Below are 21,070 nucleotides of genomic sequence, written 5' to 3'. Positions count from 1 at the left end.
CGCGTCCACAAAGTCCCTAGACTCCGAGTCCACAAAGTAGCTGGACTCCAAGTCCAAAAACCTCATGGACATAACACTTCTAGGTGGTAAGAACGAGTGGCTATACACGATGTTGCGAAGCCGTTTACAGAGTATCGCGTCTAGTAACTGAATGAGAAGTTTATTTGCAGGCTGGGAACTAAAGTTCCTAGTTCTGAAAAGCAAGCGTACATTGTTGATTTTTCTACCTAGAGCCTTATAATTCCGCACTGAAGTGCCCCGGGTTTTGTTTCTCGGACATTTCAGTGAGCTTTGTTCATCGGAGGCCACGGGGACACTGGAGACTACAAGTACACGTTAGACGCCGCCAACAGTGCCGCCAAACACTTACGGCACTACTGGCGGAACTTCCTGCCGCTTCCCCAATGGCGCGCGGCGCCGGCACACGAGCAAAGTTCGTGCGCAAGGCGCAACGAAATCTATCTCAACAGCGTCCCGCAGATAACGCGGACGAACTTCTAGACTTGGCCACCAGTCTCAAAGAAAAGCTGGAAGGGCAAACTCTAGTGGCCAGCCGGGCGCACACGGGCAACGGAGACGCTCTGGTCAGCGCGGCCCTCGTGTTCGATATCTACTCCAGCGATTTGCTTGGCCGTGGGACAGACCACCGGGGTGATGAGGTTGATGCCGCGTTCGCGCAGCTTCTCAGACTCCACCGCGATGATGGGGGTGCCGGCGCGGACGACATCGCCCTTGTCCATGAGCTTGGTAAAGCCCTCGCCCTTCAATTCCACGGTATCGATGCCGATGTGAATGAGCAGGTCGAGGCCTTCTTCGGTCCGCATGCCGAAGGCATGGCCGGTTTTGAAGACCATGGTGATGGTGCCATCTACTGGGGCACAGACATCGAAGGCATCGATCACGGTAGGAATGACGGCAAAGCCTTCGCCCACCATGCCCTGGGCAAAGGACTCATCGGGGACCTCAGAAAGCGGCACGACGGTTCCCTCAAAGGGGGCGTGGAGCTGAACATCGGTGCCGATCTTCTTTGCGGGGCGAGCGTCTTCGCTGGGCTTTGCCGACTTCGTAGCTACCGAGGCGGAGCCGGTGCGCAGTTGGTGGTTGACCTCATCAAACATGAACTGCACGGAGGGGCCCACGATGACCTGCACGTTCTTTTCGGAAGGGTGGATGACGCCGGAAATCCCGGCGCGCTTGATAGTGGGGTCATCGACAAGCGCGCGATCCTTTACACCCACGCGCAGGCGGGTGGTGCAGTAATCCAAGGAATCGATATTGTCCTTGCCGCCGAGACCCTCGATGATGCGGGAGGCGGACGCGGCAGTCTTGTCATCGCCCGTGGCGGCATCGTCGTCTTCAGGGGCGTCCTCTTCATCGCCGCGGCCTGGGGTCTTCAGGTTAAACCAGCCGATGAGGTAGTAGAAGATAACGAAATACAGGGCGAAGAAGATAACGCCCATAATTAGGAGCATGTACCACTTATTGGCCAGCGGGTTTTGCGAGGACAACAACATATCCACAAAACCTGCGGAGAAGCCGAATCCCGCGGTCCATTCCATCGCGGAGGCGATAAAGACCGACAGGCCCGTCAGCAGCGCGTGCACCACATAAAGCAGCGGGGCGACGAACATAAAGGAGAATTCCAGCGGCTCGGTCACGCCGGTGAAGAAGGAGGCTAGGGCGCCGGCGGCCATGAGGGAGCCGATGACCTTGCGGCGGCCCTTATCCGCGCGCAGGTACATGGCCAGGGCGGCACCTGGCAGGCCGAACATCATGATTGGGAAGAATCCGGCCTGGTAGCGTCCAACCACTCCGTCCACGGTGCATTGTCCGTTTTCCCAAATACCAGGGCACTCTGCGGCGGAGGTAGCCGCGGCGGCCGCGTCGATAGTGGATTGGCCGGATTGGAAGTTACCGATGTCGTTAATACCAATAACGTCGAACCAGAACACGGAGTTCAGTGCGTGGTGCAGACCCGTCGGAATGAGCAGGCGGTTGGCCACGCCGTAGATGCCCGCACCCGCAGCACCGAGGCCCTGGATGGAGGTACCGAAGTTGAAGAGCGCGTGGTAAATGAAGGGCCATACGAAGTAGAGGATGGCGGAAACCACGATGGCGAAAAGCGCAGTGAGGATGGGGACGAGGCGGCGGCCAGAGAAGAAGGCCAGGAAGTCCGGCAGCTTAGTGCCATGGAAGCGGTTATAGACCATCGCCGCCATGATGCCTGCAAGGATGCCGAAAAGAACGTTGCCGTCACCGACTGCATTCCAACCTTCAGCCGCCCATTCGACGGCTTCGTCGCCCGTAAGAGCCTCGGGATCTTCGATGCCGCGATAGCCGGCCACCGCGTCGGGGCCCAAGAGCTTCATGAAGGTGGCATACGCCAGGAAACCGGACAGTGCGGAGGCACCATTGGAGTCTTTGGCCAGGCCAAAGGCGATGGCAACGGCGAAGATCCAGCCCAGATTATCCAGCACGGCACCGCCGGAGCTGACCAGCAGCTGCGCGACAACGTTATCCTGGCCGGCAACGCTGGCTATCCAGTAGCCAACGCCGCCGAGGATCGCCGCGACAGGCAGTACTGCCACGGCGCCCATCAGCGCCTTTCCGAGCCGCTGCAGCGGCCCCATAATATTGAGTTTCACGAGAGGAGTCCTTTCAAAGGTGTAAAGAGGTAAAAGAGGGCTTCAGTGCGGACGGTGCTCATCCACAAAGCGGTAGTACTCGTAATCTTCCAACTGGGAAGCCGCGTCTTCATCGAGAATCACCGTGGCCCGTGGGTGTAGCTGGAGGACCGAGGCCGGGCAGTGCGCGGACAGCGGGCCCTCCACCATGTCGCGGACCGCGCTGGATTTTTCGGTCCCAGTGGCCAGCAGCAATAGGTGACGGGCCTCGCTGATGGTGCCAAGCCCCTGGGTCAGCGCATAGCGAGGAACACTGTCCGTGTTCTCGAAGAAGCGGGCATTATCCTGCACCGTCCGCGGGTGCAGCGTTTCCAGGCGCGTGCGCGATTGCAAGGAGCTGGAGGGCTCATTAAAGCCGATGTGCCCATTGCCACCGATGCCCAGCAGCTGGATATCGATGCCGCCAGCATGGCGAATGGCCTGGTCATAGGCGGCTGCGGCGCGGTCCGAGTCCGCGGCATCGCCCTCGGGGCTCTGCACTAACTCATCGATGAAGTCGACGTGACTGGTAAATACGCGGCGGATGGTGGAGTAATACGACTGCTCATGGGAGCGAGCCAGCCCCACGTATTCATCGAGGAGGAAGGCTCGGCTGCGAGCGAAACTCACCTCTTGGCGCTCGTAGCGGGCGGTGAGTTCTTGATACATCGCTACCGGAGTAGAACCCGTGGCCAGGCCCAAGGTGGCCCCGGCGTTGGCATAGCGGACGAAGATATCGGCGGCGGCAATAGCCACCTCTGCTGGTGTGGAACGAATGAGGATGTCCATGCAGTGCTTTCCTAACGTGAATCAGTATCTGTCGCGGCGGTGATATCGATACCATTAGCGATGACTCGCACAGGTTCGAATCGCGCATTCAAGCCCACGAGGTTGGCGCGCTTACCGGGAGCCAGGCGGCCCACGTCCTTATCCCCCAGTACGTCCGCGGCCGTGGTGGAGGTAAACCGAACCGCCTCCTCTGCGCCGTGGCGCGCGGCAAAACGCGCAAATTGCTGCGCCAAGGTGGAGGTTCCACCGGCGATGGCGCCACTGTCCACCCGCGCCACGCCATCGGTCACGGTAACGGGCAGGGAGCCCAGCTCATAGGAGCCATCGGCCATGCCGGCAGCGGCCATCGCATCGGTGACCGCAAAGGAGCGGCGGTTATAGGCCATGTCCACGGTGCCATCGGCAAGATGCACGCCATCGGCAATAAGCTCTACCCCCGCATCGCCGGCCTTCGAGCCGGTGAGTAGCGCGGCCACCGTGCCGGGTGCACGGTGGTGGATGGGCGGCATGGCATTAAAAAGGTGAGTCCCGGTCACGGTGACGCCCAAGTCTTTCGCCTGTTCCATGATCCGCAGCGTGGTCTCATAATCGGCTTCGGTATGGCCCAAGCTGGCGATAATATCGCGCTCTGCGCAGACCTGAAGGAGCTCCGCGGCGGCCGGGGTTTCTGGGGCGAAGGTAATGGACCGCAGGTGACCGCGGGCGGCATCGATCACCGCGCGGAAAAAGTCAGGGTCCCCTGGCACGATGCGCGATGGATCCTGCGCGCCACATTTGGCCGCGGCGATGAATGGACCTTCCATATGGATGCCCGCGATATCCCCCTCATCTGCGAGCGTGGCGAGCAAATCCGCCCGCGCGCACAACTCCGCTTGCGTTCCAGAAACCATGCTGGCTATCAGCGTGGTGGTGCCGTGGGCGCGATGAAATCGCGCGGCGGCGCGGCACTGGTCATAATCACCATTGGGAAAGCTTCCACCATTGCCGCCGTGATTGTGCAAGTCCACAAAACCTGGGACCCACAGCAGCACATCCGGGTCACCGGATTGCCAGGCCGCCTGCGCTGCGGGGACATCACCAAACGAGATGTCTTCAATGCGCCCACCAAAGTTAAGCGCCCCGGCGCGCAGCTCGACGTTCTCGTCGATGTACAGGCCTTCTACGTGGCCCTTCGTCTGTGTCTGCATATTTCGTTCACTTTTCTGTTGTGTGGGCAGGCACCATCCCATAAACGCGCCGATATCCCAGCGCAGCACTATGTTATAACCTATTGGTACCATAAGCCGTTGTCAATGGGGTCACTTTCAATTTTTTATGTGAGATTGTCGAGGACTATCGACTGTGATGCTCAACTTCGCTTAGCCATAGATCCGCACCAGCCACTGGGCTACATTGATCTTTAGGAAGTATCGCTTGCCGATGCCACCTCTACCCTCGGCTTCTCTCTAGCAAGCGCGCTACCTACCCAACCACCGCGTCACGTCAGGAGAACGTAAATATGAATTTAAAACCAGAAACTATTGTTTCTAATATTTTAAGCGATATTGCGGAAGTAAATGATTGGGCCAGCATTGCTGATGCCACCGGCGCTAATGACATAAACTCTTTCCACGCCACCCCTGACGAGGTTTTCACCATCCTCACTGCTGTTAAAAATAGTCCCGATTTGGCCCTCGGAACTGTCACAAATGAGTTCAAGGATTTCCCTGATAGCTGGTCGCCGCGTGATATAACAGACCGGATCTTTGCCTCGTCAGATCCCAACCTCTCGATGATGGATATCTTTATGCGCCCGACCAAAGAATGGCCTACGGAAGAATAAAGATGAGAGCTGGCCACTTATCTCCTTTAAGTTACGTAGCCCTTAGCACTGTGGTTGTTGCTTCATGACTAGCCCTATATGAGCATTTTGAGACATATCCATGCTCATTGCCTTGATAATCAGTCTGCTCAACTGGGCCCTCCGGTCTTGTCATTAAGCAGCTACCCTGCAAAAGCGCGGGGATAAATTGGGTGCGATCTACTGTCTAAATGACCACTAAGAGTGCTCTTCCGCGATATCGCGCATGCAATTATTATTATTGAAATTATAACCGTTTCATGTCCTTCACAAGTACTCGCCTCGGACATGGCGGGATCCTCATCTCAAGGAGCACACCATGACCAATCGTTCGCCCGCACCGCCGCGGCACCGGTCCCAGTACGTTCTCTTGGCCGGCTTAGCCGTCTCGGTGGCCTATGCCGTCGTCCATATCGCGTTTTCTGATCCCGCCCTGATCGAAGGCACCGCACCCGCGCGCCTGTCCTTACGCAATTACCTTGGCCCAGTGCTGGGCTCTGGCATGGTGTGGGCGCTATTTGCTTACCTCATGGGCAAGGCGTGCTCTCACCGGTGGACCACGGCCTTTTTCGCAGGAGCCGGCATACTCCTGCTCATGTTGGCGGTGCACTACGGGCTGCTTTCCGCCTTTGGTATCTACGACTGGCAGACGGCGTTTTTAGCTAATGGCGCGTGGTTCCTCTTTGCCCTTATCGCCGGGCCACTTTTCGGCGTGGCGGGGGCATTTTCCCACAGGTTGGGCTGGCTAGATTACGTCGCCGTGCTCGGTTTCGTGCTGGAGCCACTGGTTACTGGGCTTATCCCAGGCAATAGTATCGAGCCGCAGACCACGACCACCCCCGGATATCTTGCCGCGGTGACGCTGTGGATGATCGGTGCGGTATTCCTCTACTGCGAACGCCGCGCGCCCATTAAGGCGTAGCCGCACTTTCAGCGGCCCACCACCCGGGCATGCCATGGGCGCCGGCCCCGGGCGCGGCGGACCCCGATGCCATGAATACTCCCGGCGCGAGCCGGTGCGGGTGCGCGGAAAGGCGCGGGCGCAGCACGGTCTGCAGCCCGGTCATGGCGCCACCGGCGATATCGCCACCCACGAGGTTGGGGTTCCAGCGCTCCAGGTCAGCCGGGCTCGTCGCGCGGGTGGCCAGGATGGTATCGCGAAAACCTGGTGCGAAGCGCTCGATCTGTCGCGCAATGAGGCCGGTCACCTCCCGTGGATAACGCTCCTCATAGCCGTGCGGCACGTGCGCATAGGTCCACAGCACCAGCCCGCGCGACGGGTCGGCCACGTACTGTTGACACACCATGACCAGGGGACGCTCGGGCATGCGGGGCTTGCCGATGTCCCTTTCCGCCCCACCAATCTCCTCCACGCTGCCGCCCACGTGGACGGTGCCCGCTTGGCCCACGCGGGGATCGGCCCACGGCACGGGTTCGCTTAAGTGAAAATCCACCTTGTACACCGCGCTGCCATAGCGCCACCGCCGCAGGTTTCGTCGAGTCCGTGCAGGAAGGTCGAGCCCGCCCAGCCTAAGGATCTGGCGCGGGGTGAGATTGAGGATAAGGGCATCCGCGCGGGGCAGGCTGCGCACATCCGTGATGTCGGCGCCGGTGTAGATGCGGGCGTTGTGGGAGCGGAGGAGGGAGACGAGGGCATCGGCAAGCGCCTGCGTACCGCCTTCCACCACTGGCCAGCCGCGGGTCATGCCGAGCGCGCCAAAGAGCAGGCCGAAAGCGGAGGTAAAAGCCCTGGTAGGCGAGGTAATGGCGTGCACCGCACTACCGGCGAATAAGGCGCGGGCCTGCGGGGAAGTAAATGCCGCCCGCGCGAGCGCGCTCGCCGGAAGCACGCCCGGCGCGCCGAATTGCGCCAAGCGCACTGGGTGCTCAGGCCAGCGCACCAGCGGGGTGAGCGCGTTATTCACGTGCTCGTCGATATTGCGCACCACGTGGCCGTGCAGGCGGGTCCACGCCCGGGCATCGGTGCCGAGCCCCGCGGCGGTCTCCTCTAGAGAATTGTGAAGAATGCCCGCCTGCGCGCCCTCCAGTGGATGGGCCATGGGATAGCGCGCATGGCACCAGCGCAGGCCGTGCGATTCCAGATCGAGCGCGCGGAAGGCCGGGCTCGCGATGCCGAAAGGATGACCGGCCGCGCCGAGATCGACGACGGTGCCTGGGAAGATCTCCGTCGACGATGCCGCCGCCCCACCCGGGTGGCTGGCGCGCTCATACACATCCACGCGCCAACCGGCCGTGGCGAGCCGGGCCGCGGCGGTGAGCCCATTGGGTCCTGCGCCGACGATCACAGCGTGCGGTTGCTTATCCACAGTCCTCCTTGTGCAGGTCAGTGGCCCCAATTTACCAATTCGCCCACACAATGGGTACAAAGTTATCCACAGGCTGTGGAAGAAACCTGTGGAATATTTATTTCACAGACTTATCCCCACCCTGTGGATAAGTGTTTTCACGGGCTTCCACAGGTGATTTTTCGGCCGCCGATACCGCTATAACCTGTGCGATCAGGGAAAACTCCGGAAAAGCGTTCGGTAAATTACAAGAATGTGGTTATCCACAATGTGGATAACTATTGTGGATTTCTTTCGCACACCCATTCCGGTGATCAAATTCCACAGTTATCCCCAAACCCCAGCTCGCAGGGCTAATAACACAATGATGACCGCACCGGTAAGAGCGACACCCGCCCAGCGCACGGATTTATTTCGATGAAAGAGGAAGAAGCTCAAGACAATGCCGGTGCACAACCCACCCAGGTGGCCCCACAGGGAGACTCCCTCTGCGACGAAGGTATAGCCCACATTGACCAATACGAGGACGATGGGCGCACGCAAGTCCATCCCGCGTTGCCGGAAGACGCCCACCAGCATGCCCATCAGGGCAAAGATCGCCCCGGAGGCGCCTACCGTGGGCGTGCCAAAATCGAACCACAGCACCATGGCGGAAGCGCCCAAACAAGAAACTAGGTACGCGGCAATGTATAGCCCGGTATCTAAGGCGCGCTCTACTTCCCTACCGATGAGCAGGAGCATCACCATATTGACCGCGAGGTGCCCGCCGTCCAAGTGCATGAATTCCGAGGACAGCGCCGTTAGCGGCGCATCGGCGTACTGCGGCCCCCACAAGGCCCAGTCTTGGCTCAGCGTGGAGAGAAAGAAGGTCTCGCCCAATGTGCGAGCTTGTACCGCGGTAATTGACCACGCGATGATGCAGATCGCGGCGATGGTCGAGGTAACGGGGGCGGTTCGCAAATAATTTTTCACCATGGCGTAGAAGCTGACCCTTTGTTGGCATTCGGATAAAACTAAACGAACCCGGCACCACAGGAAGGAGTGTGGTGCCGGGCGCGGTGCGAGAAAACGCTTAGGCGATATCGATGGACTCGATGACAACGTCCTCGTGCGGACGGTCCATGCGGTCGGTGTCGACCTTGCCAATCTTGGAAACGACTTCCTGGGAAGCTGGATCCGTAACCTCACCGAAGATGGTGTGGTGGTTGTTCAGGTGCGGGGTCGGCGCCACGGTGATGAAGAACTGGGAACCGTTGGTGCCTGGGCCAGCATTGGCCATGGCCAGCAGGAATGGGCGGTCGAACTGCAGCTCTGGGTGGAACTCGTCCTGGAACTGGTAGCCCGGGCCACCGCGGCCGGTGCCGGTGGGGTCGCCGCCCTGGATCATGAAGTTATCGATGATGCGGTGGAAGATGGCGCCATCGTAGAACGGGCCGGACTGCTCGCCCTTTGCGTTCTGGGTGGAGTAGTCCTTTTCGCCCTTGGCCAAACCGATGAAGTTTTCAACGGTTACCGGTGCGTGGTTACCGAAGAGATCGATAACAATATCGCCGTAGTTGGTATGCATCGTTGCAGTTGCGGTCTTCTGAGTCATGCCAGCCATTGTAAAGAATTTACTTCCTCTCCGCTGTGCAAGACATAACGCTCTCAGCGATCGCGCTATCGTTCTCCCCCTAGTCAGCTGACAAGGCTTGTCCCCCAAATAGCCAGCTAACCACGAGGGCACCGGGATCTATGACTCCCTTGCTGCGATCGCCCAGATAGGACGCGCGCCCCTTCTTGGCGGCGATCTTTCCGGTTTCTTCCACACCCTCCCGCGCGGCCTCGTACAGGGCCTGGAGCGTTTGCTCGTCTGGGCGCTCCGCACCGATTTCTTGCGCCTTCTCCGCGGCCGGAATGAGCGCATCCAGCATGGTGCAATCCCCGCGCTGCGCGCCGCCCAGTTCTTGAATGAACTCCACCGCGCTGCTTAAACCTTCCGCTAAGGTCTCCGCGCGGGCCATGTCGTTGAAGAAACTGCCGAAGACCGCGCCCGAGGTTCCGCCCGCAAGAACGAGGAAGCGCTTGGCCAGGCCGGTGAAAATCTCATCATCCGAACCGCGCAGCGGCAGTTCAATGCTTTCCAGCGCCGCCTCCATATTGGTACCGAAATCCCCATCGCCGGCCTTGCGGTCAAGCTCGGTCAGTTCCTCGATGGAGGATTGCACGCGGCCGACGAAGTCACTCAACCACTGGTTTTCTGCGCCTTCGCTGAGTAATTCATCCTCAAAGGTAATCCGCGCCGATTCCACCTGCTTGGCACTGCCCAAGGTATGCGGCCAGGCGGGGGCTGAAGTTGGGGCATCGATAAGCTCGAGCAGCTCATCGTCCGCCTTGAGCAGCGTGATGGATACGCCGTGCATATTGACCGCGGTAACGAAGTTGCCCACCATGGAGCGCACTACCGTAATCCCCTTCTCCGCCAGCTGCGCGGACGCCTCGCCGAATACCAGGCTCAGCTCCAAAGGCGTGGTGCCGCCCAAACCGTTGACTAGGCACACCACCTCGTCGCCGCTGTTGATATCAAGGGCAGCACCCAGCTTTTCCAGCACGGTGGCCACGATGGCATGGGCATTATCGACCTTCTCCGTGTGCGTGCCAGGCTCGCCATGGATGCCCACGCCGACTTCCATGTGCCCGTCATCCAGATCAAAGGTCTCGCGCCCCGTGGTGGGCAAAAAGCCGGATCCCAGTGCCACGGACATGCTGCGGGATTGATCGGCGGTCCGTTTCGCAAGCTCGGTGACCTTATCCAAGTCATCGCCGCGATACGCCGCGGCACCGGCCACCTTTTCCACCAGGATCGTGGCACCCGTACCGCGCCTGCCAGGGCCCTCGCCGGTGCCTTCGGTAGCAATATCATCGGCAACCAATACGGAACGCGTATCTACGGCCTCTGCAGCATTGCGCGCCACGGTGAAGTTCATGACATCGCCGGTGTAATTCTTCACAATGTGCAGCACTCCCCTGCCCTGATCGGCCCACTGCGTGGCTTCGCTGACCTGGACCGCATTCGGGGAGGTAAACAGCAGGCCCGGGCAGGCAGCGGCGAGCATGCCTTGCCCAATGAAGCCGGCGTGCATGGGCTCGTGGCCGGATCCGCCACCGGAGATGACCGCGACCGCCGGTTTGTCATCGGCCGTGCGCAGCGGGGTGCTGCGCCCGATGAAGCCCGCGTCGTGCCAGGTGGCATCGGGATGCTGGGCGATGAACCCGGCCAGGGAATCAGACAGGAAGGATTCTTGGCTATTGCGAAATGCTGAGTGCTTCATAGCGCCCACGGTAATCCGGATCCGGGCACAGCGTCGCGGGTGGGTACAAGATCACGAAAACGCTATGCAGACCGGCTGCATAGCGTTTCCTTCAAGAACCTAGAATTTCTCAGCTCCTATTTAGAGGGCGTTGCGCACCACATCGCGGGCTTCCACCATGTTGCGCAGCGAGGTTTCGGTTTCCTCGTAACCGCGGGTCTTCAGACCGCAGTCCGGGTTAACCCACAGGCGATCCAGCGGCACGTTCTTGAGAGCGGCGCGGATAAGCTCTGCCATTTCCTCCACGGAAGGCACGCGCGGGGAGTGGATATCGTAGATGCCAGGTCCAATCTCAGAGTGGAAGGTGTCATCGATATCCTCCAGCAGCTCCATGCGGGAGCGTGCTGCCTCGATGGAGGTGACGTCTGCATCGAGGCCGGCGACGGCGTCGATGATCTGGCCAAACTCCGAGTAGCACAGGTGGGTGTGTACCTGTGTGGTGGGCTTGGCCTCAAGGGCTACCAAGCGGAAGGAGCGCACTGCCCAGTCCAGGTAGGCCTTGCGATCCTGCTCGCGCAGCGGCAGCAGCTCGCGCAGGGCTGGCTCATCGATCTGGATGATGTCGATGCCGGCTTCCTCCAGGTCACGAACCTCATCTGCCAAGGCCACGCCCAGCTGGTCCGCGGATACGGACTGGTGCACGTCATCGCGGACGAAGGACCACGCCAGGATGGTGACCGGGCCGGTCAGCATGCCCTTGACGTGCTTTTCCGATAGCGACTGTGCAAACTTCGACCACTCGGTGGTCATGGCAGCCGGGCGGGAGATGTCACCCACCACGATTGGCGGGCGGGTGCAGCGGGAACCGTAGGACTGTACCCAACCGTTTTCGGTAGTGACGAAGCCATCAAGCAGCTCCGCGAAGTACTGCACCATGTCATTGCGCTCCGGCTCGCCGTGGACCAAGACGTCCAGGCCAAGGCGCTCCTGCAGCTCGATGACGGACTTAACCTCGTCCTTGAGGGCGGAGTTGTAGTCAGCATCAGAAAGCTCGCCCTTGCGGTGCGCGGCACGCGCCTGGCGGATTTCCTTAGTCTGCGGGAAGGAACCGATGGTGGTGGTCGGAAGCTCAGACAGGCCGAGCTCCTTCTGTGCTTCCTTGCGCTCGTTGAAGGCCGGCTCGCGCTTGACCTCGCCGTCCGGCAGCTGAGAGATGCGCTCTTGCACGGCGGCGTTGTTGATGCGCTCGGATTCAGCGCGGGTGCGCACGGCGCGGTCGCTGACGCTGTAAGCCTCTTCGGCTGCCTCTGGGCCCTGTACCAGGGCGACGACTTCCTTGACCTTTTCATTGGCAAACGAGAACCATGGGGCGACATCGGCAGGCAGCTTGGATTCTGCCTCGACGGAGTGCGGCACGTGCTGCAAGGACACGGAGGTGGATACGGACAGTTCATCGATGCTGCCGGCCAGGTCCTCGTACTTGGAACGCAGGTCGCGCAGGTTGGCGGCCCAGACATTGCGGCCATCGACAAGGCCGGCAACAACGTGGGTGTTCAGGTTCTTGACGCGCTCGAGGTAGCCCTCATCCAAGGCCAAGGTGCCGACGGAAAGGTCAACCTGGACGGCCTCTGGCTTGAGCTCTGCGATGATATCGAGGCCCTTGCGGGCAGAGCCGTACGGGGTGGTCAGGTAGACCTGTGGGCGCTCTTCTGCACCCAAGATGGCGGAGTAAGCCTGCTTGGTATATGCGGCCAATTCCTCATCGCTGGCGTTGGTCAGATCTGCAACGAGGGCGGGTTCTGCCAACTGGATCCATTCCACGCCGGCCTTGTGCAGCTCCGCGAGGACCTCCTGATAGGCCGCAACGGCATCATCCAAGCGCTCGAGCGGGGCCTTGGCGGCACCCTTGGCCTGCTTGGACAGGGCCAGCAGGGTGACCGGGCCAACGAGGTACGGGCGCACGGTGTGGCCTGCTTCGCGGGCTTCTTCTACCAGCTTGATAATGCGCTGTGGGTGCGCCTTAAAAGCGTGGTCATCGGCAATTTCCGGGACGATGTAGTGGTAGTTGGTATCGAACCACTTGGTCATCTCCAGCGGCGCGGTGTCCTTATTACCGCGGGCCAGGGTGAACTCATCATCCAGGGTTTCACCGGCAACGGCACCGACGGTCAGTGCGGTTTCGAGAACCTGGTCGTAGTAAGCGACGTCTGCCGGGATGGCGTAGTCCTCGGTCAGGCCGAGGTCGCGCAGGCGGTTATAGGTATCCAGGCGCAGAGAGTGTGCGGCGGACTCAAAAGTCTCCGCGTCGATGCGGCCGGCCCAGTAGGACTCGAGCGCGCGCTTCAATTCGCGGTTGGCGCCAATGCGGGGATAGCCCTCAATTGTCGCCTTGGGGAAATTAGCGTTGGTCATTGTCTACTCCGATTCGGGTTAGTAGGTCGTGAGTATTGTCGGGGTTGTTGTGGGTATATATATGGAGCCCGCTCGCCCCACCAGCCACGATGTCGCGGGCTAGTTCGGCGGTCAGTTCCATGCCGGTTTCGTATTCTTCTTCTGGGGTTGTCGCTGCCGCGAGCGCCGACCGCACCCTTTCGGGCACGGCGAGCCCGGACAGCTCTCCCATTCGCTCCACCCGGCGCAGGCTGGTCATGGGCATGATTCCCGGAATAAGGGGAATATGTACCCCGGCCAGTTGTGCCTTTTTGGTAAAGCGCAGGTAATCCTGGGCGTCGAAGAATAGCTGGGTAATGGCGAAGTCCGCGCCGAGGCGTTGCTTTTTGAGCAAGACGTCAAAATCTTCATCTTCGTTTTTAGATTCAACGTGCCCGCTGGGATAGCACGCGACTCCGACGGCCAGGCGGCCAGCGGCAAACCGCGCGGCTTGCTGCCTTTCTAGTTGCCGGATGAGGCTTATCAATTCATCGGCATGCTGCGGATAGTGCTCCGGCAAACCTTCCTCTGGCAGGTCCCCGCGCAGGGCCAGCAGGCCGCGGACACCGGCATCGACCAAGCGGTTGGTCCAGCCGATAAGTTCCGTGCGCGAACCAGCCGTGCAGGCCAGGTGCGCAAGCGGACGCATCGAGGTGGTGCGCGAAATCCGCTCGATAAAGGCCGTCGTCCCTTCGAGCCAACCGGACCGTTTGGAACTTGTCACCGCAATATAATCCGGGTGGTAGCTTTCCAAGGTTTCCAGCAAACGGTCGATTTTGGCTTCATCGGCATCATGGCGCGGCGGAATTACCTCGAAAGATAGCGCCAAACGCTCCGGCACCATTAGCTCTTCTTCACTCATGGAATCCAACGGTGCTGACGCCGAAAATCGCGGGCTCATAGTCACCTCCTTTCCCGATTTCAATTGCTGTCTGGAGGAAAACGTACCAAGCTGTTCAGTTTGCGGGGTAGCAGGCCGCTAATGGTATTACCTTTGCAGGCCCATAAACAGCGCGGTTAGCCAAAATCGACGTGAATATTAATCCGTCGATCTGAACCAAGCGGTCTATTTTATGGGTGCTTCCACCCCTGAATCACCCGCCAAAACAGTGGTGGGGTGTCAGGCTGGCCACTATGCTGGATGGGAAAGGACAGATAAATCTCATCTAAGGAGCACCTGCACTCATGAACCCCACCGCAGTGAATATGGCGTTGAAGACCGGTTCCAATCTGTGGAAGCAATTGCGCGATTACCGGCAAGAAAAGTCCCGCGAAACGTATACCGCGCTCGAAGAGGCTGCCCAGCAGATGCAAAAGGAAGACAATAGCGCCTTCGATGAGGCGCGCAAGCAGGCAGGCGCAGTTACCCAGGCCGCGCACTCCCGCCTCGAGCGCGCCCTAGAGGAATTCAATAACTACCGCGAGGACGCCGTCGAGCGTTTCGATGAGGCCAAGAAGGAAGCCACCAAGAAGGCAAAGAAGGCCCGCAAGCAAACCAAGAAGAAGGCCACCAAGGCGGCAAAGAAGCAGACCAAGAAGGACAAGAAGTCTTCCAAGTTCTGGACCGTTGCCGGAATCGTTGCCCTACTCGCCGCGGCAACCGGCGCTATTTACTACTGGCTGCGCTCCAATGACAAGCCTTCCCAGACCCCACCGCGCGTGGATGACTACCGTGGCGGCACCCAAAACACCGCCCCAGAATCCACCTTGGTCTACACCTCCACCAGCGAAGGTAAGCACGAAGCCGATTCGGACCTTGCTGAAGAGGGTGCCATGCGCGATGAGGAGCTCTTGGGGTCCATCGATGAGCAGCTGGCCAAGCACCGCGAGGAAGAAGAGGCCGCCGCGGAGGAAGCGGATACCACCCGCATCACCGATGATCACCAGAGTGAGGGCAAGCACCGCCTGCAATCTGACGAGCAGTAGTTCCTCTCGCACCCCCGCGGTGGGGGTGCAGTAGGCGTTGCCTAGATCTCATTGCTTTGCCTAATCAAAAATCTCCTGCTTGAATTCACCCATTAAGGCTTTCTACAAGGAGATAAACAATGAGCTTTGAGTCTCTCACCGTCAAGCTCAAAGACGGTTCAACGTACTATTTCCCCGCAGGCCCAGTAACCGATGATCCCTCCCCGCGCGTGGATAACCTCCGCTTTGCTATCGATAACGGCGCTACCTTCCGCTCCGTTGACGAATCCGGTGAAATGCGCGAGTTCAACGGCGCGGACGTGCATAACTATCACTTGGCTTAACTAGCCCGGCGGATTCTTCATATATCCTGGGGATTATGGAAATTCGCGCGACACAAGAATCCGATCGCACTTATATAGCTCGCCTCAACTTTCTGACCGATACCTTCGGTGATGAACGAGGCGAGCTTTCTTCCGGTTTTGCCGATGATTTTTCCTTTTACGTGGAAAATTGGGAGCCCAACCAGGGAGGTTTCATCGCTTGGGAGGACCTCGTGCCCGCCGGCGGGGTGTGGCTCAGTTGGGGTACCGAGGACAATCACGGTTACGGGTTCGTGGAACCGGCCATCCCAGAATTTGCCATCGCGGTAGAAAGCCGCTTTGCGGGCCAGGGCATTGCCACCGCGCTTATCGATGCCGCCATTTCCCTCGCCCAGACCCTCAAAGCGCCCGGTATTTCCCTGGCCGTCCACCCCGATAATCCGCGTGCGCAGAAGCTTTATGAACGCTTGGGATTCGAGCATGTGGGTGTGTACGCCGAGCATTACATCATGGTCAAGCGCTTTTTATAATCCTATGCATGACTAAAGTCCGGATTCTTTAACCAGAATCCGGACTTTTCCTGTGGAGCATAGGAGAATCGAACTCCTGACCTTCTGCTTGCAAAGCAGATGCTCTACCAATTGAGCTAATGCCCCAGTGGCTTGTACTCTACTACTGCAGCCGCTCATTCCAAAAATGCCGATGAAACCGCGCCACAGTGATTTACTTCTATCACTTTTATCACACGCGGTTTATCCCGTAATTCCCTTCGCAGTGGAGTAGGCTGGCTAGTCGTGCCCATCTGTCCTCGTTCCTAGGAAAAGTATGCATCGTCTTCTTACCTCTGCGCTCACCGTGCTCGCCACCGCTGCCCTTCCCGCCTGCGCCAATGCGCAATTCTTCGAAGGCGCCCCGAAAGTAGCCGGCTCCTCAGAACCAAATATCCAATCCGCGGTTTCTGAGATTCAGACCGATATTCAAAGCCGCATCGACAGCACCCGCACGCAGGCACAAGACCTTGTCTCCACGGTAGCGCCGCAAGACGAACCGCAGAATGAAGCAGCACCCGCGCCAGATCCCCAGGCTGGTGCCGCACCGCAACCAACCCCGCAGCCACAGGCCAACGGCATCGATTGCCCAAACTGCGTGGCCCTTACCTTTGACGATGGCCCAAGCCCTTATACCAACCAGCTCTTGGACACCTTCAAAGCTAAAAACGCCCACGCCAGCTTCATGGTGCTAGCGGATCACGCCTACCAGTACCCCCAAGCGCTCCAGCGCATGCAGGCAGAAGGTCACACCATTGGCAATCACACCAAGACTCATCGCCAGCTCAACCAGCTAGCTTACGGCGATATTGCCCAAGAAATCGACGCCGGCAATGCAGCGATCCGCAATGCCACTGGGCAAAATCCGCAGTGGCTGCGCCCGCCCTACGGTGCCACCAATGAGACGGTTGACCAGGTAGCAAGGGATAAGGGCCTGTCGCAGGCACTATGGAACGTAGATACCTTGGATTGGAAGATCCGCGACTCGCAGCACGTCTGCAATGCCGCTGTCCAAGATGCTAACCCAGGCTCCATCATCTTGATGCACGATATTCATCCGACCACCGTCAATGCGGCCGAGTGCATTATCGATGGCCTGCGCGCCAAGGGCTTGGAGCCGGTCAGCCTCGATGAGTTGCTGCGCACCCCGGTAGACGGAAAGCGCTACTACTCCCGTTAATGATTGATGTCTCCCGCACTGCTGATGTCGTAGCCCCGCAACTCCTTGGCTGCGTCATCACGCACGCTGGGGTGAGCATTCGCCTTACGGAGGTCGAGGCCTACTTGGGCACAGACGATGCCGCCGCCCATACCTTTCGTGGGAAAACCCCGCGCAATGCCGCCATGTTCGGCCCACCCGGCCGGCTGTATGTGTATGCCTCTTACGGTATCCACCGCAATGTCAATATCGTGTGCGCGCCCGAAGGCGTGGGCCAAGGGTGCCTACTGCGCGGCGGTGAGGTGCTATCCGGGATCGATACTGCATTCGCGCGCCGCGGCACCAGCGATTTTCATAACCTAGCCCGCGGCCCCGGGAACCTCGGAAAAGCTCTGGGAGCAACGCTGGAGGATAACCACCTGCCAGTGCAGCTTTCTGAGCGCGAGTCTGCACCGGAATGGGTGCGTGGCCCGCGCATTGGTATCTCCAAAAACCAGGATGCAGCCCTCAGGTTTTGGATTCCCTTTGATAAGACAGTTTCCGGCCGCCGCGGCTATCCCAAAAAGTAATTAATAGCGGCCGCCGTAACGCTCGTCAGCTTCGATGGCTTTGATGATGCGCTCATTAATCTGGGTCATTTGATGGATCTGCGCGCGGGTCAGGTTATCGATAACGGATCGGCGGGCCTGCTTGGCGTGGCCTGGGGCGGTTTCTACTACCTTGTCCCAGCCGCTATCGGTAAGGTGCGCCATGGTTGTCCGCCCATCATTGGGGCAAGGACGCCGCACGACCCAGCCCTGGCGCTCCAGGCGGGTGACGACCTGGCTCAGGCGGGACAGCGAGCCATTTGCGGTAATCGCAAGATCCCGCATGCGCATTTCATGGTTCTCGGCCTCTGATAGCCGCGAGAGCACCGTATATTCAAAGAAGCTTAGCTTGGCATCATCGCGCAGCTGCGCGTCCAGAATATTGGTGAGCCGGACATTCACGCTCATCAGGGACATGAATGCTGCTAGTTCATCCTCTTCCAGCCAAAAGTCGTCCCGCTCGGTCATGAGGATTATTTTAGCAACTGGACTTCAATTCTAAAATAATCCCAAGTAGCCGAAGTCCCCATACCGCTTATTCGAGCCTGGTCTGCTCCGCCTAGTGGCTGGTGGGTGCCAAGCGAGCTGGGTCCAATTCGATCCGGCGCAACAACTGCGCATTGAATGCCACCACGATGGTCGATAGCGACATCAATACCGCACCGGTCGCCGGGGAGAGCACGACACCGATGGGTGCGAGTACGCCTGCCGCCAAGGGCACGGCAATGATGTTGTAGCCAGATGCCCAAATAAGGTTTTGGATCATCTTGCGGTAGCTAGCACGCGACAAGCTGATCATTGAAAGCACCGACCGCGGGTCATCGCTGGCGAGCACCACCTCGGCGGATTCCATGGCGACATCGGTACCGGCGCCAATGGCGATGCCGACTTCCGCGCGGGCCAAGGCTGGGGCGTCGTTGACGCCATCGCCAACCATAGCCACTGCCAGGCCGCGCTCCTGTAATTCGGTGACCTTGGAGTCCTTGTCCTGCGGCAGGACTTCGGCAAAGACCTCGTCAATACCCAATTCTTTGCCAACGGCCTCGGCGACCTGCGTGGCATCGCCAGTGATCATCGCAACCTTGACGCCCTGCTCTTGGAGGGCCTGTACGGCCGCGCGGGATTCGGGACGAATCTTGTCTTCAACCGCGAGAGCGCCGATGATCTGGCCATCGCGCACGACGTGCAGGACACCTGCGCCACGCTGGGACCACTCTTCAACCTGCGCATCGAAAACCCCAGGGGTGGCAAGCTCTAGCTCGCGCAGCATATTCGGTCCACCGACGAGGACCTCTGCCCCATCGACGGTAGCCTGGACTCCCCGGCCGGCGGCCGCACTGAAATCGGTGCTGTGCAGCTGCTCCTGGGATGCTTCCGCGTGGTCTTCGGCTGCCTTGACGATGGCGCGGGCCAACGGGTGTTCACTATCGGCCTCGGCCGCGGCGGCCACTGCTAGCAGCTGCCCCTCGCTGATGTCCTCAACGGTTGCGACACCGGTAACGGCATGAGCGCCTTCGGTCAGGGTACCGGTCTTATCGAAGAGGACGGCGTCGATGGTGCGCATGCGCTCCAACGCCATACGTTCCTTGATGAGTACCCCAGACTGTGCGGCCTGCTCGGTAGAGATCGCAATGACCAGTGGGATAGCCAAACCGAGGGCGTGGGGGCAAGCGATGACGAGCACGGTAACGGTGCGCACCACGGCATCGCTTGGGCTACCGATAATGGCCCAGACCACCGCGGTAATGAGGGCTGCGATTAGCGCAAACCAAAAGAGCAACGCTGCGGCGCGATCGGCAAGAGCTTGGGCGCGGGAGGAGGATTCCTGCGCCTCGGCGACCATGCTTTGGATACCGCCCAGGGCCGTATCTCCTCCGATGGCTTCTACCTGGACGCGGACGGTGTTATCGGTGGCCACCGTACCGGCGACCACGCGCTCACCTTTATCGCGGAAAACTGGGCGGGATTCACCGGTGATCATGGATTCATCGAATTCGGCTGAGCCTTTAACAATGGTGCCATCGGCAGGCGCCCGGGCCCCAGCGCGGACCAGTACTATGTCATCTACCGCCAGCTCAGAGACGGGCACGGTGTGGGCCTGCCCATCGATGATCTTCTCGGCTTCGTCAGGCAAAAGTTCTGCTAAGGCGTCCAAAGCGGAGGAGGCCGCGCCGAGTGCGCGCATCTCCAACCAGTGGCCCAGCAGCATAATGACGACCAGGAGGGCCAGCTCCCACCAGAAATCTAGGTCGAATCCTCCAATCCCCAAGGTGGTGACCCATGAGGCGACGAACGCCACGGTAATAGCCATGGCGATAAGCAGCATCATCCCGGGCTGGCGGGATTTCAGTTCCGACCAGCCGCCTTGCAGGAACGGCGTGCCGCCATAGATGAAGATGATGGTGCCAAGCACCGGGGGAATCCAGGATGAACCATTGAATTCGGGTACGCCGTAGCCGAGCAAGTCTGCGACCATGGGGCTGAAGATGACGACCGGCACCGATAGCAGCAGCGACCACCAGAAGCGGCTGCGGAACATCGCCGCGTGATCGCCGTGACCGTGGCCATGCCCGTGCTCGTGACCGTGGTGGTCACCGTGAGAGTGCCCTTCGTGGCCGCCATGATCTGTGTGTTGCGTATGATCCGCTTCCGCGGCCTGGTGAGCACCGGAATGCTCACCGTGTTGGTGGGAAGTACTCATAAAATTCCTTTCTTCTCCTCCCTGCACCGAGAGGAGTCCTAGCGTCGGTGGAACACAGTGATGGTTACTCTCCCCACCATATACCCCGGGGAGGTATATTTACAGGAACGAAAGGAACCCTTTTCGCATGAGAGGCGAAGTGGAGCTGCCGAGATGGCCACCCAGCTTAAACGGGCCTAGCCCCGGGAAAGTGGACACGGCGCGGTCAGGCCGGCCCCATCAGCTCGGTTATTCTTCAACGTCATTGCAGATGAATTCGACAGAGAAACGGTCTCGGCATTTATCGATGAAGCGGATCATAACGGAGGCTCTGGGCCTGGTTCTGGGAATTTTCCTGCACGATGGGCCTACTGTTCCCATTGCCAGGCTGTGTGCCATGAAACGCCGAGCTTCGGGGCTACCACCTGACACGCGAGGTGCATTGACACGCTCTTCCGCCAAGATGCGATCTTCGGCCTAAACGACAGGATGTGTTGGTGAAGTTATATGTTTAGCCGGTCTGGCGTGCTGGTATTAGGATTATTTCACT

General features: G+C 59.6%; 18 protein-coding genes and 1 tRNA gene. 7 read left to right on the top strand and 12 right to left on the bottom strand.

The window, feature by feature from the left end:
- Positions 1-542 precede the first annotated feature (542 nt).
- The 3 genes from nagE to ABRP98_RS09935 are packed head-to-tail and all read right to left on the bottom strand — an operon-like array spanning position 543 to position 4,639.
- Complete coding sequence (gene nagE, locus ABRP98_RS09945) at positions 543-2,630, bottom strand: N-acetylglucosamine-specific PTS transporter subunit IIBC (RefSeq protein ID WP_349859020.1); 2,088 nt, start codon at positions 2,628-2,630, stop codon at positions 543-545.
- Between the two features lie 57 nt (positions 2,631-2,687).
- On the bottom strand, positions 2,688-3,452 hold the full coding sequence (gene nagB, locus ABRP98_RS09940) for a glucosamine-6-phosphate deaminase (protein ID WP_005276073.1): 765 nt from the start codon (positions 3,450-3,452) through the stop codon (positions 2,688-2,690).
- A gap of 11 nt (positions 3,453-3,463) precedes the next feature.
- Positions 3,464-4,639, bottom strand: a complete 1,176-nt coding sequence (locus ABRP98_RS09935; protein ID WP_349859018.1) for an N-acetylglucosamine-6-phosphate deacetylase — start codon at positions 4,637-4,639, stop codon at positions 3,464-3,466.
- Between the two features lie 311 nt (positions 4,640-4,950).
- Between ABRP98_RS09935 and ABRP98_RS09930 the strand changes: the two genes are divergently transcribed.
- Both ABRP98_RS09930 and ABRP98_RS09925 read left to right on the top strand, forming a co-directional pair.
- Positions 4,951-5,274, top strand: coding sequence for a hypothetical protein (locus tag ABRP98_RS09930; RefSeq protein WP_349859017.1), 324 nt, complete (start codon positions 4,951-4,953; stop codon positions 5,272-5,274).
- A gap of 337 nt (positions 5,275-5,611) precedes the next feature.
- The gene (locus tag ABRP98_RS09925) at positions 5,612-6,214 is read left to right on the top strand and encodes a DUF6518 family protein (RefSeq protein WP_349859016.1); all 603 of its coding nucleotides are present in this window, start codon (positions 5,612-5,614) and stop codon (positions 6,212-6,214) included.
- Here ABRP98_RS09925 and ABRP98_RS09920 read toward each other — a convergent pair.
- The 6 genes from ABRP98_RS09920 to ABRP98_RS09895 form a co-directional block, all read right to left on the bottom strand.
- Positions 6,204-7,619 carry a phytoene desaturase family protein gene (locus ABRP98_RS09920; RefSeq protein WP_349859014.1) on the bottom strand — a complete coding sequence of 472 codons (1,416 nt, stop codon included), beginning with the start codon at positions 7,617-7,619 and terminating at the stop codon, positions 6,204-6,206. The genes ABRP98_RS09925 and ABRP98_RS09920 overlap by 11 nt on opposite strands.
- A 306-nt stretch (positions 7,620-7,925) precedes the next feature.
- Positions 7,926-8,573 (bottom strand): rhomboid family intramembrane serine protease, encoded by a 648-nt coding sequence (locus ABRP98_RS09915; protein WP_023016423.1) that lies wholly within the window; start codon positions 8,571-8,573, stop codon positions 7,926-7,928.
- Between the two features lie 97 nt (positions 8,574-8,670).
- Positions 8,671-9,201 (bottom strand): peptidylprolyl isomerase, encoded by a 531-nt coding sequence (locus ABRP98_RS09910; protein WP_005280498.1) that lies wholly within the window; start codon positions 9,199-9,201, stop codon positions 8,671-8,673.
- 70 nt (positions 9,202-9,271) lie between these two features.
- A complete protein-coding gene (locus tag ABRP98_RS09905; protein ID WP_349859013.1) occupies positions 9,272-10,909 on the bottom strand; it encodes a dihydroxyacetone kinase family protein in 1,638 nt (545 codons plus the stop codon).
- Between the two features lie 120 nt (positions 10,910-11,029).
- Positions 11,030-13,300, bottom strand: coding sequence for a 5-methyltetrahydropteroyltriglutamate--homocysteine S-methyltransferase (gene metE, locus ABRP98_RS09900; protein WP_349859011.1), 2,271 nt, complete (start codon positions 13,298-13,300; stop codon positions 11,030-11,032).
- Positions 13,287-14,219 carry a methylenetetrahydrofolate reductase gene (locus ABRP98_RS09895; protein WP_039885330.1) on the bottom strand — a complete coding sequence of 311 codons (933 nt, stop codon included), beginning with the start codon at positions 14,217-14,219 and terminating at the stop codon, positions 13,287-13,289. Before ABRP98_RS09895 ends, metE begins: the two co-directional genes overlap by 14 nt.
- A gap of 284 nt (positions 14,220-14,503) precedes the next feature.
- Here ABRP98_RS09895 and ABRP98_RS09890 point away from each other — a divergent pair, with 284 nt between their 5' ends.
- From ABRP98_RS09890 to ABRP98_RS09880, 3 genes are all read left to right on the top strand, one after another.
- Positions 14,504-15,244 (top strand): hypothetical protein, encoded by a 741-nt coding sequence (locus ABRP98_RS09890; protein WP_349859009.1) that lies wholly within the window; start codon positions 14,504-14,506, stop codon positions 15,242-15,244.
- A gap of 119 nt (positions 15,245-15,363) precedes the next feature.
- A complete protein-coding gene (locus ABRP98_RS09885; RefSeq protein ID WP_005276046.1) occupies positions 15,364-15,567 on the top strand; it encodes a hypothetical protein in 204 nt (67 codons plus the stop codon).
- A gap of 35 nt (positions 15,568-15,602) precedes the next feature.
- Positions 15,603-16,076 (top strand): GNAT family N-acetyltransferase, encoded by a 474-nt coding sequence (locus tag ABRP98_RS09880; RefSeq protein WP_284629348.1) that lies wholly within the window; start codon positions 15,603-15,605, stop codon positions 16,074-16,076.
- A gap of 53 nt (positions 16,077-16,129) precedes the next feature.
- Here ABRP98_RS09880 and ABRP98_RS09875 read toward each other — a convergent pair.
- Positions 16,130-16,202: transfer RNA gene (locus tag ABRP98_RS09875), tRNA-Ala, on the bottom strand.
- A 169-nt stretch (positions 16,203-16,371) separates the two neighbouring features.
- On the opposite strand from ABRP98_RS09875, the gene ABRP98_RS09870 reads away from it, so the two are divergent.
- Entirely contained in the window at positions 16,372-17,274 is a 903-nt protein-coding gene (locus ABRP98_RS09870; protein ID WP_349859008.1) for a polysaccharide deacetylase family protein, read from the top strand.
- Positions 17,274-17,822 (top strand): DNA-3-methyladenine glycosylase, encoded by a 549-nt coding sequence (locus ABRP98_RS09865; protein WP_349859006.1) that lies wholly within the window; start codon positions 17,274-17,276, stop codon positions 17,820-17,822. Before ABRP98_RS09870 ends, ABRP98_RS09865 begins: the two co-directional genes overlap by 1 nt.
- Here ABRP98_RS09865 and ABRP98_RS09860 read toward each other — a convergent pair whose 3' ends face one another.
- Complete coding sequence (locus tag ABRP98_RS09860; RefSeq protein ID WP_005276035.1) at positions 17,823-18,308, bottom strand: MarR family winged helix-turn-helix transcriptional regulator; 486 nt, start codon at positions 18,306-18,308, stop codon at positions 17,823-17,825.
- Positions 18,309-18,399: 91 nt separating this feature from the next.
- The gene (locus ABRP98_RS09855; protein ID WP_349859004.1) at positions 18,400-20,541 is read right to left on the bottom strand and encodes a copper-translocating P-type ATPase; all 2,142 of its coding nucleotides are present in this window, start codon (positions 20,539-20,541) and stop codon (positions 18,400-18,402) included.
- Positions 20,542-21,070: the final 529 nt, after the last annotated feature.

It is taken from the genome of Corynebacterium sp. KPL2838 (genome assembly GCF_040225455.1).
GTDB classification, from domain to species: Bacteria; Actinomycetota; Actinomycetes; order Mycobacteriales; family Mycobacteriaceae; genus Corynebacterium; species Corynebacterium rhinophilum.
This window is presented reverse-complemented; position numbering and strand designations above follow the sequence as displayed.

Coding starts and splice junctions, on each gene's coding strand:
- ABRP98_RS09855 (WP_349859004.1), bottom strand. CDS start 20,541: ATGAGTACTTCCCACCAACACGGTGAGCATTCCGGTGCTCACCAGGCC.
- ABRP98_RS09935 (WP_349859018.1), bottom strand. CDS start 4,639: ATGCAGACACAGACGAAGGGCCACGTAGAAGGCCTGTACATCGACGAG.
- metE (WP_349859011.1), bottom strand. CDS start 13,300: ATGACCAACGCTAATTTCCCCAAGGCGACAATTGAGGGCTATCCCCGC.
- ABRP98_RS09865 (WP_349859006.1), top strand. CDS start 17,274: ATGATTGATGTCTCCCGCACTGCTGATGTCGTAGCCCCGCAACTCCTT.
- ABRP98_RS09895 (WP_039885330.1), bottom strand. CDS start 14,219: ATGAGCCCGCGATTTTCGGCGTCAGCACCGTTGGATTCCATGAGTGAA.
- ABRP98_RS09860 (WP_005276035.1), bottom strand. CDS start 18,308: ATGACCGAGCGGGACGACTTTTGGCTGGAAGAGGATGAACTAGCAGCA.
- ABRP98_RS09930 (WP_349859017.1), top strand. CDS start 4,951: ATGAATTTAAAACCAGAAACTATTGTTTCTAATATTTTAAGCGATATT.
- ABRP98_RS09885 (WP_005276046.1), top strand. CDS start 15,364: ATGAGCTTTGAGTCTCTCACCGTCAAGCTCAAAGACGGTTCAACGTAC.
- ABRP98_RS09910 (WP_005280498.1), bottom strand. CDS start 9,201: ATGGCTGGCATGACTCAGAAGACCGCAACTGCAACGATGCATACCAAC.
- ABRP98_RS09880 (WP_284629348.1), top strand. CDS start 15,603: ATGGAAATTCGCGCGACACAAGAATCCGATCGCACTTATATAGCTCGC.
- nagE (WP_349859020.1), bottom strand. CDS start 2,630: ATGGGGCCGCTGCAGCGGCTCGGAAAGGCGCTGATGGGCGCCGTGGCA.
- ABRP98_RS09890 (WP_349859009.1), top strand. CDS start 14,504: ATGAACCCCACCGCAGTGAATATGGCGTTGAAGACCGGTTCCAATCTG.
- ABRP98_RS09870 (WP_349859008.1), top strand. CDS start 16,372: ATGCATCGTCTTCTTACCTCTGCGCTCACCGTGCTCGCCACCGCTGCC.
- ABRP98_RS09915 (WP_023016423.1), bottom strand. CDS start 8,573: ATGGTGAAAAATTATTTGCGAACCGCCCCCGTTACCTCGACCATCGCC.
- nagB (WP_005276073.1), bottom strand. CDS start 3,452: ATGGACATCCTCATTCGTTCCACACCAGCAGAGGTGGCTATTGCCGCC.
- ABRP98_RS09925 (WP_349859016.1), top strand. CDS start 5,612: ATGACCAATCGTTCGCCCGCACCGCCGCGGCACCGGTCCCAGTACGTT.
- ABRP98_RS09905 (WP_349859013.1), bottom strand. CDS start 10,909: ATGAAGCACTCAGCATTTCGCAATAGCCAAGAATCCTTCCTGTCTGAT.